General features: G+C 72.2%; 11 protein-coding genes. 6 read left to right on the forward strand and 5 right to left on the reverse strand.

Going from position 1 to position 13,646, the window contains the following annotated elements:
• Positions 1–80 precede the first annotated feature (80 nt).
• Positions 81–596 (forward strand): OsmC family protein, encoded by a 516-nt coding sequence (locus BH708_RS11345; protein WP_157235900.1) that lies wholly within the window; start codon positions 81–83, stop codon positions 594–596.
• A 501-nt stretch (positions 597–1,097) separates the two neighbouring features.
• Positions 1,098–2,054, forward strand: coding sequence for a hypothetical protein (locus tag BH708_RS11350; RefSeq protein WP_253705571.1), 957 nt, complete (start codon positions 1,098–1,100; stop codon positions 2,052–2,054).
• A 594-nt stretch (positions 2,055–2,648) separates the two neighbouring features.
• On the opposite strand, the gene BH708_RS11355 is transcribed toward BH708_RS11350, so the two are convergent.
• The gene (locus BH708_RS11355; protein ID WP_076808767.1) at positions 2,649–4,724 is read right to left on the reverse strand and encodes an alpha/beta fold hydrolase; all 2,076 of its coding nucleotides are present in this window, start codon (positions 4,722–4,724) and stop codon (positions 2,649–2,651) included.
• Positions 4,725–5,326: 602 nt separating this feature from the next.
• On the opposite strand from BH708_RS11355, the gene BH708_RS11360 reads away from it, so the two are divergent.
• Together BH708_RS11360 and BH708_RS11365 are read left to right on the forward strand one after the other, a co-directional pair.
• Positions 5,327–6,484, forward strand: coding sequence for an LLM class flavin-dependent oxidoreductase (locus tag BH708_RS11360; protein WP_076808769.1), 1,158 nt, complete (start codon positions 5,327–5,329; stop codon positions 6,482–6,484).
• Between the two features lie 72 nt (positions 6,485–6,556).
• A complete protein-coding gene (locus BH708_RS11365) occupies positions 6,557–7,252 on the forward strand; it encodes a CE1759 family FMN reductase (protein ID WP_076808771.1) in 696 nt (231 codons plus the stop codon).
• Positions 7,253–7,354: 102 nt separating this feature from the next.
• Here BH708_RS11365 and BH708_RS11370 read toward each other — a convergent pair whose 3' ends face one another.
• Both BH708_RS11370 and BH708_RS11375 read right to left on the reverse strand, forming a co-directional pair.
• The gene (locus tag BH708_RS11370; RefSeq protein WP_157235903.1) at positions 7,355–7,741 is read right to left on the reverse strand and encodes a hypothetical protein; all 387 of its coding nucleotides are present in this window, start codon (positions 7,739–7,741) and stop codon (positions 7,355–7,357) included.
• Positions 7,742–7,840: 99 nt separating this feature from the next.
• Positions 7,841–9,436, reverse strand: coding sequence for a sulfatase (locus tag BH708_RS11375; RefSeq protein ID WP_076808775.1), 1,596 nt, complete (start codon positions 9,434–9,436; stop codon positions 7,841–7,843).
• Positions 9,437–9,541: 105 nt separating this feature from the next.
• On the opposite strand from BH708_RS11375, the gene BH708_RS11380 reads away from it, so the two are divergent.
• Positions 9,542–10,588 (forward strand): Gfo/Idh/MocA family protein, encoded by a 1,047-nt coding sequence (locus tag BH708_RS11380; protein WP_076808776.1) that lies wholly within the window; start codon positions 9,542–9,544, stop codon positions 10,586–10,588.
• A 42-nt stretch (positions 10,589–10,630) separates the two neighbouring features.
• Here the strand turns inward: BH708_RS11380 and BH708_RS11385 are convergent, their stop codons facing one another.
• Positions 10,631–11,065: a MarR family winged helix-turn-helix transcriptional regulator gene (locus BH708_RS11385; RefSeq protein WP_076808778.1), complete on the reverse strand. Its 435-nt coding sequence runs from the start codon at positions 11,063–11,065 to the stop codon at positions 10,631–10,633.
• 79 nt (positions 11,066–11,144) lie between these two features.
• Between BH708_RS11385 and BH708_RS11390 the strand changes: the two genes are divergently transcribed.
• Positions 11,145–12,056, forward strand: a complete 912-nt coding sequence (locus BH708_RS11390; RefSeq protein ID WP_083713522.1) for an NmrA/HSCARG family protein — start codon at positions 11,145–11,147, stop codon at positions 12,054–12,056.
• A 22-nt stretch (positions 12,057–12,078) separates the two neighbouring features.
• On the opposite strand, the gene BH708_RS11395 is transcribed toward BH708_RS11390, so the two are convergent.
• A complete protein-coding gene (locus tag BH708_RS11395; protein WP_076808780.1) occupies positions 12,079–13,593 on the reverse strand; it encodes a sulfatase-like hydrolase/transferase in 1,515 nt (504 codons plus the stop codon).
• Between the last annotated feature and the right edge of the window lie 53 nt (positions 13,594–13,646).

Raw genomic sequence — 13,646 nt, forward strand, 5'->3', positions numbered from 1 at the left:
GACACTATGTCAAGGGGGAGATGCTCCTCCGACGGGCCCGTCGGCCGCCCCGAATCCGGCGACGCATCTAGCCTGGGGCGATGATGACCTCTGCCGATCCCTCGTCCCCCTCGGACCCTGAGTCCCGGCCCCGTCCGCTCTACACCGCCCGCGTCGACAACTCCCGGGGCACCTCCGGGCAGGTGCGCGCCCACGAGGGCCCCGCCTCGCTGGACGTCGGACAGCGGCGCGATGGTGCCGCTGCCGAGCCGGAGGTCGTCCTGCCCACCGGGAGCCCGTCGTCCCCGGCACAGGGCTTCAATCCCGAGCAGTTCCTGGCCATGGCCTGGAGCACCTGTCTCGGCGAGACGCTGCGCGTGGTCCTGTCCGAGCGGGGTCTGGCGCACGAGAGCCGGGTCAGCGTCGAGGTCGAGATGCACCGCGATCCGGTCGGCGGTTTCCGGTTCACACCGCGCGCCGTGGTCTCGGTCGAGGAGATGGCACCGGAGGAGGTTCGCGAACTGGCCGAGGCCGCGCACGCCCGGTGCCCGGTCTCCAAGATCCTGACCGGCCAGGGAGCGTCGGACGTCGAGCTGGTGGTGGCCCCACGCGGCTGATCCGATCCGTCCCGCCCTGCCGGAACTCCTCCTGGTCCGATCCCGCCCGGATATCCTGAACGGACGGGAACGGATCTTCAGGGGGAACTGATGTCGGAAGCAGGGTCGACGGGCGGCGGAAACGGGCGCGGGAGCTGGGGCGGCCCGTCGGGCCCGGGAGACCCGAACTCCCCCGGCGGACGCTTCGGCGGGCCGGGTCGTCCCGCCGCGCCCGCCAGCCCCCCGGCCCAGGGCGCACCGGACGGGAACGAACGATACGGCGGGCCCGGCGGCACCGGTCCCGGCGGTCCGCACCCCGGCGGGCCCGTCGGGCCCGGCCCTGGAGGTCCCGTCGGACCTGGCCCCGGAGGTCCCGTCGGGCCCGGCCCCGCAGGCCACGGCCTGGGCGGCCCGGGCGGCCCGGGTGGCCCAGGCGGCCCCGGTCCTGCCGGTCCTGGCCCCGCAGGGCCCGGCCCCTCGAGGGCTCGGCCCTGGGCGCTGATCGCCGTGGCCCTGGGCTGCGTGGCGGTGCTCGTGATCGCCGTCGGCGGCGGACTCACCGCTTTGATCCTCACCCGGAACAGCGACGACTCCCCGCCCGTCGCGACCAGCCAGGACCCGACGACCAGCGAGGAACCGAGCGGGTCCGAGGACCCGACCGCCGACGAGCCGACCCCGGCCGAGGAGACCCCCAGCTTCGAGGTCGTCGTCCCCTACGACGAGGTGCCCGGCAGTCCCGAGGAGATCCACGAGATCCTCGCCGACAACCCGCTGACCCGTGGGAGCCTGCCCACCGTCGGCAGCTGCGAGCTGCCCGCCACCCCGGCATCGACGCAGAGCCCCGAGGAGATCCAGGCCGTCCTCGACGCCGGGGGCGCCTGTCTGAACTCGGTCTGGTCCACCGCCAGCTCGGATCGCGGCCTGCCCTGGACCTCCCCGTCCATCGCGGTCTACACGCCGCCGGAGGTCCCGAGCAGCGCGAGCTGCGACCCGGAGAGCTTCGATCCGGACTCCGCCCGGATGTGCAATCTCGACTCGACGCTCTACTGGCCGGCCGGCAGCGGCATCGGCGCCGAGATCGCCGACGCCGAGAACGTCCCCGGCGCATACCTCTGGGACCTGTCGGTCGCCGAGATCTCGACCGTGAACTGGAACAGCTCGGTAGGCATCTACTACGTCTCCATGCTCAACAAGATCGAGGAGCAGGAGGCAGAGGGCCAGGACTCCGAGGCGTACCAGGAGGCAACGCGGCGCTACACGCTGCAGAAGCTGTGCCTGGGGTCGGCCGCCTCGATGCAGGTGCCCTCTGCGGCGGAGCCCACGAAGGCCGTGCGCACCTGGCTCACGGACGAGGCGAGCTGGAAGGACAACGGCCTGGACCCCGCCTCCCGCGTGCACTGGATCCAGGCCGGCCTCACCTCCGGCGGCGACCTCAGCGTCTGCAACACCTGGGAAGCCGACGCCGACCTCGTGGCCTGACTTCGGTCGCCTCCGACCTGCTGACGCAGCCTCGGGCGAGGCAGACCTCGTGGCGCAACCTCGGGCGAGGCAGACCTCGTGGCGCAACCTCGGGCGAGGCAGACCTCGTGGCGCAACCTCGGGCGAGGCAGACCTCGTGGCGCAACCTCGGGCATCGCGCCCCGAGCAGCATCGCACCCGCAGCACCCGGCGCACCACACACCCCAGACCACCGCGCCCCCAGGGCACGACGCGCCCAGGGCCCGACGCGCCGACTCGTTCCACCGATCCGCGTCAGACTCGGGCCGTATCAGTGGAACGGGAGCACACCATCGCGCGTCGCTGCCGGCGCCACCCGGCGCACCCGCAGCACCACACCCCCCTGACCACCACGCCCCCAGGGCGCGACGCGCCGACCCATTCCACCGATCCGCGTCAGACTCGGGCCGTATCAGTGGAACGGGAGCACACCATCGCGCGTCGCTGTCGGTATCGTCCTGAGGCGCCCGAAGCGGTCGGGCCCTCGGCCGGCGTCGAGCTCGTCAGCCGACCCCATCGCCCGAACCCGTCAGCCCGAACCCGTCAGCCGAGCCCATCAGCCCGAGCCCGTCGATGTCAGCCCAGCGTCGCGGGCCGCTCCCAAGCTTCTCCGCGCACGTGCTCATCGAGGAACCCGAGGAAGGTCTCGTACCAGACCTGTGCGTTGCCCCTCCCCTGGATCCAGTGCCCCTCGTCGGGGAAGTACAGGTAGCGGTGTCGGGTGAGACCCTCGGCGTCGCGCGGGGTCGCGGAGAAGGCGTTCAGGTCGTACCAGAGGGCGTGTCCCTGGGCGATCGGGACGCGGTAGTCCTTGTCGCCGTGGATGACGAGCATCGGCACGACGATGTCGGCCACGAAGTCACGGGGGTTGTAGTGCGCGTTCTGCTCCCGCATCGGCGGCTCCCAGGCCGCGTTGTCGGTGGTGCGCCCCATGCTCACGGTGTCCCACAAGGAGGCATGGGTGACGATGCAGCGGAAGCGGTCTGCGGTGTGCCCGGCCACCCAGTTGGCCATGTACCCGCCGTAGGAGCCGCCGGCGAAGGCCGTGCGTTCCGCGTCGATGTCCTCGCGCGCCACGGCGATGTCGGTCAGCGCCATGATGTCGGTGAACGGCGCCCCGCCCAGTTCGTGCTGGCCGCGATCGATCATCGACTGGCCGTAGCCGGTGGAGATCGCCGGGTCCGGCAGCAGCACCGCATATCCGGCGTCCACGAAGGGGCCCGGGTTCCACCGGTAGGTCCAGGCGTTCCAGGACCCCCAGGGGCCGCCGTGGGCGAACACGACCAGCGGGTGCGGTCCCTCCCCCTCCGGCAGGCGCAACCAGGACCGCAGCGCCGTGCCGTCCTGCGCGGTCGCGCTGACCTCGGTGATCGCGCCCGGCTGGGCGACCGAGTCGGCCGGATTCGCCAGCTCCTGGATCTGCCCGGTCACCGGGTCGATGCGCACGGGATACGGGGCGACCGAGATTCCGGAGGCCGACGCGATGACCACGCCCTGCGCGACCGAGGCCGAGAAGAAGGCGAGCTCCTGCTCGGGCCCGCCCGCGAGGCGGCGCGGCGCGGGGTCGTCGAGACCGCCGACCCACACGGAGCCGCGGCCGTGGTCGTCGCTGGTGGCGATCAGCGTGGAATCGTCGAGCCAGACCGGGTCGACCCACTGGTCCAGCTCCGGCCACACGGGGCTCGAGGTCCCCGTGGCCAGATCGAGCAGCTCGACGCTCGTCGACAAGCTCGCCTCCCGGGTCCAGGTCCGGCCTCGACCGATCAGCGCCCGGGCGCCGTCGGGGCTGAACTCGCCGGGGCCGAACTCGATCTCCGCGGTCGCCTCGCGCAGCAGCCGCGGCGGCTGGGCACCGATGAGGTCCAACAGGTAGAGATCAGAGGTGGCGAGCAGGTCGCCGCGCGAGTCGGACATCGCGACCAGCGCGCGGGAACCGTCGCGGTCCACTGTCCAGTCCTCGAGGCGCCCGGGCGGCATCGTCACGTGGCGGAAGTGCAGCACCTGCTTGCGCGGGGCACCGTCGTCGGAGTCCTTGTCAGAGCCGTCCGAGGGTGTCTCGTCGGCCGTGCCCGTCGAGCCGGCGATCGTGGTCGCCTCGGCCCAGGAGAGGTCGGAGGGCAGGGCGGCCAGGGCGAGCACCGGGCGGGACGGTCCGAGATCGTGGTCCCAGGACCGGGTGGGAAAGCCTGCATGCAGGGCCGCCGTCACCTTCGCGTCCTCGCGGGTCGTCGAGAGTCGGGCGTGCTCGACCTCGTCGGAAGCCTGGGAGTGGACCTCGAGCTCGGCGATCAGATGACTGCCTGCCAAGCGCAGACCGCCGAAGCCACCGGGCCGGGCGGCGAGCTCTCGGGCCTCGCCGCGCGGGGGAAGGGCCCACAGCTGGGCGTCATCGGCCTCGGTGCCGTCCTCGCCCAGGCGCTTGGCGGTGAAGAAGGTGGTGCCGTCCTCGGCGGCGGCGACCGCGCCGATCGACGCCTCGCCCCGCGTCAGCGGCAGCAGACGATCCCCCTCGATCTCCACCAGCGCGGTGCGGTAGGCCGTGCCCTTCGCGGTCGTCGAGGCGACCTTCGCGAGGACCCTGCCCCCGTCCGTGGTCTCCAGCCCGGCGAGCCGGGACGCGTCCAACAGGGCTTCGATGCTCTCGGATGTCATGACGCACCATCCTGTCACCGAGACGCGGTGGGGCGCAGGGTTTCGGGCAGGCGGTTCGGGCAGGTGGGAGGACGCGTTCGGGTGTTCGGGCACCGATCTGCCGCGCCGGACACCCCGCGGGAGACAGCGCACCCCACGGGCGTCGATCGGCGCACCCCGCGGGCGTCGGTGCACCCCACGGGAGTCGATGGGCGGGGTGATCGGCCGGTACGGCCCGGGCCGGATATCGCGAGGCATCACCCAGAACCCACGGTCCGACCCATCGGCCCGGCCGGACCCCACGGTCCGACGCGTCGAATGCACCACCCCTTTCCGACGCGTCAGACACCCTGGACGGCAGAATGCCCCCTCCGGCCGGCGCGCGCGGCGCGCGGGCGATCCCGGACGACGAGCGTCGCCCCGGACCGGCGGACGCGACGGGGATCACCACCGACTTGCGCCCGCGGCCCATCTAGTTTATTTTTGAACTATCGATCGGATGAGGTCGTGGGCACCGCTCCAGCGTGGACGAGCACCGGCTCCGTTGCACGGAGCCGCTCCGACACCGGAGCACCGCGCCACCGTCCTCTCCCGGTCACCGAGTCCTACCGCGAGGAGCCATCATGCAGTTCGGAATCTTCACCATCGCCGACATCACGCCGGACCCCACCACCGGCAGGGTCCCCACCGAGAACGAGCGCCTGAAGTCCATGGTCGCCCAGGCGAAGCTCGCCGAAGAGGTGGGCCTGGACGTCTTCGCGGTCGGGGAGCACCACAACCCGCCCTTCGTGACCTCCTCCCCCACCACCACGCTGGCCTACATCGGCGCGCAGACGACAGACCTGATCCTCTCGACCGCGACCACGCTGATCACCACCAACGACCCGGTGAAGATCGCCGAGGACTACGCGATGCTGCAGCACCTCACCGGGGGTCGCGTCGATCTCGTGATGGGCCGCGGCAACACCGGCCCGGTCTACCCGTGGTTCGGCCAGGACATCCGCAAGGGCGTCGAGATCGCGATCGAGAACTACGACCTGCTGCGTCGGCTCTGGACCGAGGACGTCGTGGACTGGGAAGGGAATTTCCGCACCCCGCTGCAGCAGTTCACCTCGACCCCGCGCCCGCTGGACGGCGTGGCGCCGTTCGTGTGGCACGGCTCGATCCGCTCCCCGCAGATCGCCGAGCAGGCCGCGTACTACGGCGACGGCTTCCTGCACAACAACATCTTCTGGCCCATGAGCCACACGGCGCAGATGGTCCAGCTGTACCGCGAGCGCTACGAGCACTACGGCCACGGCACCGCCAGCCAGGCCTACGTGGGTCTCGGCGGCCAGGCCTTCATGCGCAAGAACTCCCAGGACGCGGTCGACGAGTTCCGCCCCTACTTCGACAACGCCCCGGTCTACGGCGGCGGTCCCTCGATGGAAGACTTCACCCGCGCCACGCCGCTGACCGTCGGCTCCCCGGAGCAGGTCATCGAGCGCTACCTGTCCATGGCCGACAACGTCGGGGACTACCAGCGCCAGATGTTCCTCATGGATCACGCCGGCCTGCCGCAGAAGACGGTCATGGAGCAGATCGAGCTGCTGGGCACCGAGGTGGTCCCGGTGCTGCGCCGCGAACTGGAGGCCCGCAAGCCGGCCGACGTCCCCGAGGCTCCGACCCACGCGGGACGGGTCGCCGAGTCAGCATCACGACACGGGGCGTTCGATGACGCCTACAAGTTCGAGACCGGTGACAACTGGACCGGCCTGCGCGCCGAGGACCCCCGCCGCTGATCCGGACCGGCGTCGCGCGACCGGCGCCACCCACCCGTCGTCCCTCGCCCCGCTCCCTGAGAGGATCTTCCCATGACTGACACCGTCCGTCTCGTGGCCCTGTCCGCTGGACTGTCCACCCCCAGCTCCACCCGCATGCTCACCGACCAGCTCTCGCGGGCGACCGCCGCTGCTCTCGGCCGTGATGGCGCCGAGGTGGACGTGACGACGGTGGAGCTGCGCGAATACGCCCACGACATCACCGACGCCCTGCTCACCCGCTTCCCGAGCGAGAAGCTGTCCATGGTGATCGAGTCGGTGCGCGCCGCCGATGCGGTCATCGCCGTCACGCCGGTGTTCAACGTCGGCCCCTCCGGTCTGTTCAAGACCTTCTTCGACGCCGTCGACGTCGACGTGTGGGCGGGCAAGCCGGTGCTGCTGGGGGCGACGGCGGGCACCGCCCGTCATTCCCTGGCGATCGACTACGCGATCCGGCCGATGTTCGGCTACCTGAAGGCGGAGGTCGTCCCGACGGTCGTCTTCGCCGCGTCGGCCGACTTCGGAGCCGATACCGAGGGGCAGGCCGACGAGCAGCCCCTGGGCGCGCGGGTGCGGCGGGCCGCCGCCGAGCTGGCCACGTTGCTGCGCGCCGGCACCGGTGCCGCCGCGGAGAGCGCCGAGGAGTCCGCCGACGCGGTCGGGTCCGAGGCCCCGGCCGCGTCCAGATCGACGCTGGATGCGGAGTTCTCCGACTTCGTGCCGATGGGGACGCTGCTCGGCAAGCGCTGAGGCGCGGAGTCGGCCCGCCGCTGCCCGCCTCAACGCGACAGGCCCTGGCCCCTACCAAGGGGGCCAGGGCCTGTCGCGTTCCCGGTCCGTGCGCCCTTCCGGTCAGCTCGCGGAGCTCGGCGATTCCGGCGACTGAGCCGAGGGTGCCGTCTGGGCCGACGGTGCTGATGGGGCGGTCTGCGCCGAGACCGCGGATGGCGCGGAGACGGGCGAGGCGGGGGTCTGCGCCGAGACGGCGCTGCCGGCCGAGGTCATCGACTCCGCCGATGGTGCCTCGCCGGGATTCTGCGACGAGGGCTCATCAGCGCTGGCGGCGGAGACCGTGTCCGCACTGTCGGCGGTCGCGTCGGCGCTCACGTCCTGCTGCACCGCGACGGTCGGTTCGGCGGCAATGGCCGGCTCCCCGGCGGCCAGGGCGCTGGCGGCCCCGGGGGCGAGCACCGCCGCGGTGGTTCCGGCGGCCACGGTCCAGATCGTCTTCGTCCGCATGGTGTCCTCCTCCATCGGCCCCGCGTGGGGCTCGGTCGTCGATGGTCCCAGAGAACCAGCCCTCGATGAGACGGACCGAAGACGGCGATGAGAGGACTCTCAGACGGCGGCGAGCCCGTCCCGCCACTGCTCGTGCAGCGCGGTCAGCTCGGCAACCGTCTGCGGGTGCTCGGCGGCGACGTCGGCCGCCGCGGATTCATCGGCGTCCGGCGCCTCTGGCCCCATCGGCACGAGGGTGAGCCCGGAGCCGATGTCGGCGTGCTCGACGGCGAGCAGGTGATCGCGGTGCCCGGTGGCGGGGTCGACGTTGCGCAGCTTCCAGTCCGCGGTGCGCACGGCCCACTGGAAACCGGTGTCGAAGTGCAGCGCCTCGTGCCCGCCGACGTCCGCGGCCTCGGCGCCCGATGCCGCCTCGGCGCTCGATGCCGCCTCTTCGCCCGAGGCCGCCGCCGCGTCCCAGGCCGGCCTCAGGTCCAGTCCGTCGAAGGGGACGTCCGACGGGAGCTCTGCGCCGGCGGCGGCGGCGAACGTCGGCAGCAGGTCGAGGGCGGAGACCAGGGCCGTCGAACGTGCCCCGGCGGGGATCGTGCCGGGCCAGGAGACGAGGAAGGGCACCCGCACCCCGCCTTCGAGGAGGCTGTACTTGGTGCCGGCCAGCGGGGTGTTGTCCCCGTAGTTGCAGGTGGAGCCGCCGTTGTCGGTCAGGTAGACGACCAGGGTGTTCTCGCGTCGGCCGGTGGCCTCGAGGTGGTCGAGCAGCCGCCCGATCTCGCGGTCCATGATCTCGAGCTGGGCGAGGTAGTAGTCGCGGCCGTGCTCGAGGTGCGGGGAGATCGCCCCGTCGTACCAGTCGACGTACTCCCCGACCGCGGGATCGAAGTCGTCGTGGCTGGGCAGGGCGCGGGCGGCGAGCTCGTCCTCGGGCAGCTGCCAGGCGAAATTGTGGACGGCGTTGTAGGCGACCAGGCAGAAGAAGGGATCCTCGGCGTACGGGTCGGCGCCGGCACGGCCCGTGGTCCCGACGCCGGCGGCGGCCCGGTCCGTGGTCCCGACGTCGGCACCGGCCCGGCCCGTGGCCCCGACGTCGGCACCGGTCGTCCTCCCGCTCGCCGCGCCGGGCCCCATGAAGTCGATCGCGCGATCGGTGAACTCAACGGTCAGGTGCTGCTCGCAGTCCACCTCGCGCCCGCCCTCGAGCAGGGGGCCGACGCCGTGGACCCCGCTCGCCTCCCCCAGCTCCGCCTCGGCGCCACGCGAGTGGTGCAGGTAGTGCAGGCGCCCCATGCTCTGCCCGGCGAGCCCGTACAGGGACGCATCGAAGCCGTGCTGGTCGGGGCAGGCGCGGTCGCCGGCCTGTTCAGGCCCGTAGTGGACCTTGCCGAAGTAGCCGGTGCGGTACCCGGCCTCCCCCAGGATCTCGGGCAGCACGGGCCGCTCGGCAGGGGGGAAGGCGGAGGTGTCGAACCATTGCGCACCCCAGTGCTGCTGGTACGCGCCCGCGATCAGCCCGGCCCGGGAGGGGGAACAGATCGGGGCGGTGACATAGGCGTCCTCGAAGGTGGTGCCGGCCGCGGCGAGGCGATCCAGCTGCGGGGTGCGGGCATCCGGGCTGCCGCTCGCGGAGCGATCCCCATAGCCGTGGTCGTCGGAGACGATCAGCAGGATGTTGGGCCGGTCGGGGCGGGAGGTGGGCATCGGGTGGGCTCCTCGCGGGCGGTGGTGTGCGGACGTGGACGATGGTGTCAGGATGGACCGGGTACGCGACCATCGTGCACCGACACACAGCAGGGAGAGGCAGCGATGCCCCTGAAGATCATCCACGTCGGCCTCGGAGGATGGGGCGGCGACTGGGCGCGCCATGCGATCCCGCCGGTCCCCACCGTCGAGGTCGCCGCGATCGTCGACCCCGACCAGGAGACCCTGCGCGCGGTCCGCGCCGAGCTGGGACTGCCGGAGCACAGGGCCTTCCCGAGCCTGACCGGCGCGCTCGCCGCCGTGGAGGCCGATGCCGTGGTGATCACCGCTCCGGCCGTGACCCATGCGCCGCTCGCGCTCGAGGCCCTCGCCGCCGGCAAGCACGTGCTCGTCGAGAAGCCCTTCGCCACCTCGCTTAAGGACGCGGTCGAGGTCACCCGCCGCGCGGACGACCTGGGCCTCGTGCTGCAGGTCAGCCAGAACTACCGCAACTACCCGGCGCCGAGGACCGCGCAGCGCCTCCTCTCCGAGGGAGTTCTCGGGGAGCTCGCGGGGATCAGCATCGACTTCCGTCAGTGGGACAACGACCGCCCGTTCGAGACCCACCCGCACTACCGGTTCCCACATCCGCTGCTCCACGACATGGCGATCCATCATGTCGATCTGCTCCGGAAGGTCACCGGGCAGGAGGCCGTGCGCGTCTACACGAAGGTCTCCGACCCCTCCTTCAGCAAGTATGTCGAGGAGGCGTCGGCCGTCGTCACCATCGAGATGGCGGGCGGGCTCGTGGTCAGCTACCGCGGCAGCTGGCTCAGCCGCGGCGAGCCCACGCCATGGGCCGGGGCTTGGCGCATCACCGGCGAGGACGGCGAGTTGTTCTTCACCAGTCGCGGGGGCGGCGGCCCCGAGGCCGATCCGATCGCGAAGGACCACGTCACCCTGCGCCGGCCGGGCGGGCGACCGGAGCCGGTCGAACTCGCCCCGCAGGATCTCTACGGGCGTGCTGCCGGACTGGGGATCTTCGCCGACGCGATCGCGCACGGCACCGTCCCGGAAACGGCCGGCGCCGCGAATCTCGGCAGCCTCGCTCTGGTGGAGGCCGCGACCCGGTCCGCCGCGTCGGGACAGGTCGAAGAGGTCCGGGTGGTCTGAAGGATCTCCGGGGCGAGGTGGCTGTGAGGCCGTCGACGCGGTTCAGCCCTCGGCGGCCTCGCGGACCCCGTCGAGCGTGAGGCGCAGCAGGCGCTGGAGCTCGACCTGCTCGGCCGGGCTCAGGTGCGAGACGGTGCGCGCATCGAGGGTGTCCCAGAGCCCGAGGACGCGCTCATGCGTGCGTTCGCCCTCGACGGTCAGGCGCACCTCGACCTGACGCCGGTTCTCCGTGCTGCGCTCCTTCGTGACCAGACCCTTCTTCTCCATGCGCTGGATCATGACCGTCATGGTGGGCGCGGTGACGTGCAGGATCTCGGCGAGCTCGGCCAGGGAGCGCGGACTCGACTCGGCCAGGAGCATCAGGGCCAGCTCCTGGCCCGGATACAGGCCCAGCGGCTGCAGCAGCTCTCCGGCCAGGGAACGGTGCTCGCGGGCGACGACGGGGATCAGGGCACTGACATTGCGTGGGACGGACACCTTGCCATCCTACAATTAGTCGGCTAATACTGGACGGTGCGGGGGTCGCCCGACTCCCGGGAACGGAAGGAGCACCACCATGACCGACCCGACCACGACCACGACCACGACCACGACCACGACCACGACCACGACCAGCGACATCCTGACCCCGCGGCGCAGCACCGATACCGTCGCCGTCCTCGGCGCCACCGGTCAGCAGGGCGGAGCCGTCGCCACCTCCTTGCTGGCAGCCGGCATCCCCGTCCGCGCGCTGACCCGCTCCCGCACCTCCGCCGCCGCCCAGGCCCTGCTCGCGCGGGGCGCCGACGTGGTCGAAGCAGACCTGGAGGACACCGACAGCACCGCCACGGCCCTCGCCGGCACCCGCCGAGTCTTCGGCATGACCAGCATGGATGGTGGCGCCGAGGCAGAGTTCTCGCGCGGACGCTCCCTCGTCGACGCCGCGGTCCGCGCCGGCGTGGAGCACATGGTGTTCAGCTCGGTGGGAGGCGCCGATCGCGGCACCGGGGTCCCCCACTTCGAGAGCAAGTGGGAGGTCGAGCGTCACCTCGCGGCCTCGACGCTCTCCGCCGCGGTGGTGCGGCCGACGTTCTTCATGGAGAACCTGGCCGTCCAGGACGGCCCGGAGGGCGCGGTGCTACCGCTCCCCCTGCCGGACGAGGTGCCCCTGCAGATGATCGCCGTCGCCGACATCGGCGCCGCCGCCGCCCGGATGCTCATCGACCCGTCGTCCACGCCGAGCGCCGTGGAGATCGCGGGCGACGAGCGGACCGGGTCGCAGATGGCCGACGCGTTCGCCACGGCCCTGGACCGCCCGGTGCGCTACACGCCGCTGCCGACCTCGGGGCTGCCCAGCGAGGATCTGAGGGCCATGTTCACCTGGTTCACCGAGCCGGTCGCCTACCGTGCCGACTGGGAGCTGACCCGCACCCTGGTCGGGGAGCCGATGACGCTGGAGCGCTGGGCCCGCCGCGACGCGGCGGCCTGACGATCCGGCGCCACGGCCCGGATCAGCCCAGCGGTCGTCGCTGCCCGGCGCCGTCGACCGCGGTGCCCCAGCCGCTCAGCGCGGCCGTCTCGTGGGCCGCGAACCACGACGTCAGCTCACCCTCCAGCGCGCGTCGTCGGGCGGCGTGCGCCGGGTCGTGGGAGAGGTCGCGCTCCTCGCCCGGGTCGTCGTCGAGGTGATACAGCTCGGTGGGCCCTTCGCGGCGCAGCACGAGCTTCCATCCGTCGGTGCGGATCATGCGGTGGGCACCGTACTCGTCGTGGATGACGATCGAACCGTCGGCCGGGCCGGCCCCGCGCTCTTCCCCTGCCCGGGTTCCGTCCGGCGCATCACGCCCGTTCGGGTCGTCGCGCCCACCCACCAGGCACTCGGCGAACGAGCGCCCCGCCCGCAGCGGATCCTCACGGGGGACCGCGCCCGTGAGCTCGGCCAGGGTCTCCAGCAGGCCGGTGGCCGAGATCGGGGTGCGATCCCAGGTTCCCGCGGGAACGTGCCGAGGCCAGCGCACGATGAGGGGCACGGTGATCGAGGGCTCCCAGAAGTTCAGCGGGGTGGTGGCATTGCCCTTGCCCCAGATGCCGTGGTGGCCGCAGGAGAAGCCGTTGTCGGAGGTGACGATGACGATCGTGCTCTCCAGCGCCCCGGTGCGCTCGAGCTCGGCGAGGAGCGCCTCGATGCTGCGGTCCACGCCGCTGAGCGCCGCGCAGTAGCCGGCGAGCGCGCCGTGTCGGTCCGCGACGGCCCGGGGGAAGTTCTCCGGAACGGACCAGGGGTGCGCCGGGGGCTGCGGGACGGAGGGGAAGTCCGTGTCGGCATAGAGGTCCAGCAGGTCAGCAGGATGGTTGCCGTCGAACCAGGGGTCGTGCGGGGCGGTCCAGGTCACCTGGAGGAAGAAGGGCCGCCGGTCGTCGGCCGCTCCGCGCAGGAAGTCCAGAGCGCGGTCCGTGATCGCGTCGGTGAGGTAGGAGGGTTCGGTGCCGGGCTGTGCGGGGGACGCCGGAGCACCCGCCCCGTCGGCCTGACGCCAGATCGGGGCGTCGTAGTAGGGGCCGCCACCGAGCTGGTGGGCGTACCAGTACTCGAATCCCTCCGCCGGGCGGTCCGAGGAGCCGAGGTGCCATTTACCGGTCATCCCGCAGCGGTATCCGTGGTGGGAGAACATCGCCCCGAGCGTGTCCGCGCCGGGAAGGTCCTCGAGGAAGTCCGGGTCGAACGGCCGACGGGGCGCGTCGGTGCGGGCCAGGGCCTCCGGGTGGAGCCAGTCGTGCACCCCATGGGCCGACGGCATGCGCCCGGTGGTCATGCTCGCGCGGGCCGGCGAGCACACCGGGGAGGCGCAGAAGAACCGTTCGAAGGTCCTGCCCTCGCGCTGGAGACGCGCGAGGATCGGAGTGTGCAGCTCGGGCATCGCGGAGGGGAGCGCCCAGGCGCCCTGGTCGTCGGTGACCAGCAGCAGCACGTTCGGGGGCGCGACGGCCGGGCTCGCCACACGGGGATCGCTCGTGTCCGTGCCCATCTCTCCCAGGCCTCCTCGCTCGCGATACGCTCGGGGTAAACGCTTGCCGTCCG

It is taken from the genome of Brachybacterium sp. P6-10-X1 (genome assembly GCF_001969445.1).
In the GTDB taxonomy this organism is placed as follows: domain Bacteria; phylum Actinomycetota; class Actinomycetes; order Actinomycetales; family Dermabacteraceae; genus Brachybacterium.